This is a genomic window from Bradyrhizobium sp. Kon69, from assembly GCF_055807515.1.
The window spans coordinates 1-851 of sequence record NZ_JBVVOS010000087.1; the positions used below are offsets into that span (position 1 = coordinate 1).

Annotated in this window: 2 protein-coding genes; both read right to left on the bottom strand. The window is 62.9% G+C overall.

What is annotated here, in order from left to right; translation table 11 throughout:
• Nucleotides 1-131 (bottom strand): CoA-transferase (locus tag AC0L3U_RS38295; protein ID WP_473364948.1); only part of this gene is annotated, 131 nt, incomplete at its 3' end.
• Between the two features lie 18 nt (nucleotides 132-149).
• A partial coding sequence (locus tag AC0L3U_RS38300; RefSeq protein ID WP_473364947.1) for a CoA transferase subunit A occupies nucleotides 150-851 on the bottom strand: 702 nt, incomplete at its 5' end.

Consider the following 851-nt stretch of genomic DNA (forward strand, 5'->3'; position numbering starts at 1 on the left):
AGGCTGACGTCCATGCCGTCCGGGATGTAGTTCGAGACCAGCGTCGGGATGCCGATGCCGAGATTGACGTAATAGCCGTCACGCAATTCCTTCGCGGCGCGCGCAGCCATCTGTTCACGGGTCCAGGCCATGTGGTTCTCCTGATACGCTTAAGCGGCGGTGCGCGGGCGGGTGTTGCGGAATTCGATGCGCTTCTTGGCCGTTCCGACCTCGACGATGCGCTTGACGAAAAGACCGGGCGTGTGGATGTGGTCGGGATCGAGTTCGCCGGCCGGAACCAGATGCTCGACCTCGGCCACCGTGACCTTGGCGGCGGTCGCCATCATCGGGTTAAAGTTGCGCGCGGTCTTGCGATAGATGAGGTTACCTGCGGTGTCGCCCTTCCAGGCGTGGACGATGGCGAGGTCGGCGAACAGGCCGCGCTCCATCAGGTATTTCTGTCCGTCGAATTCTTTCACTTCCTTGCCTTCGGCGATCAGCGTGCCGACGCCGGTCTTGGTGTAGAAGGCCGGAATGCCGGCGCCGCCCGCGCGGATGCGCTCGGCCAGCGTGCCCTGAGGATTGAATTCGAGTTCCAGCTCGCCGGCGAGGAATTGCTGGGCGAACAGCTTGTTCTCCCCGACATAGGACGAGATCATCTTCTTGATCTGGCGGGTTTCGAGCAGGCGGCTGAGGCCAATGCCGTCGACGCCGGCATTGTTCGAGACCACCGTCAGGTCCTTGACGCCGGAGTCGCGGATCGCGTCCGACAGCGTCTCGGCGATGCCGCAGAGGCCGAAGCCGCCCGACATGATCATCATGCCGTCTTTCAGAACGCCCTCGAGAGCCGACTTGGCGTCGGGATAGACCTT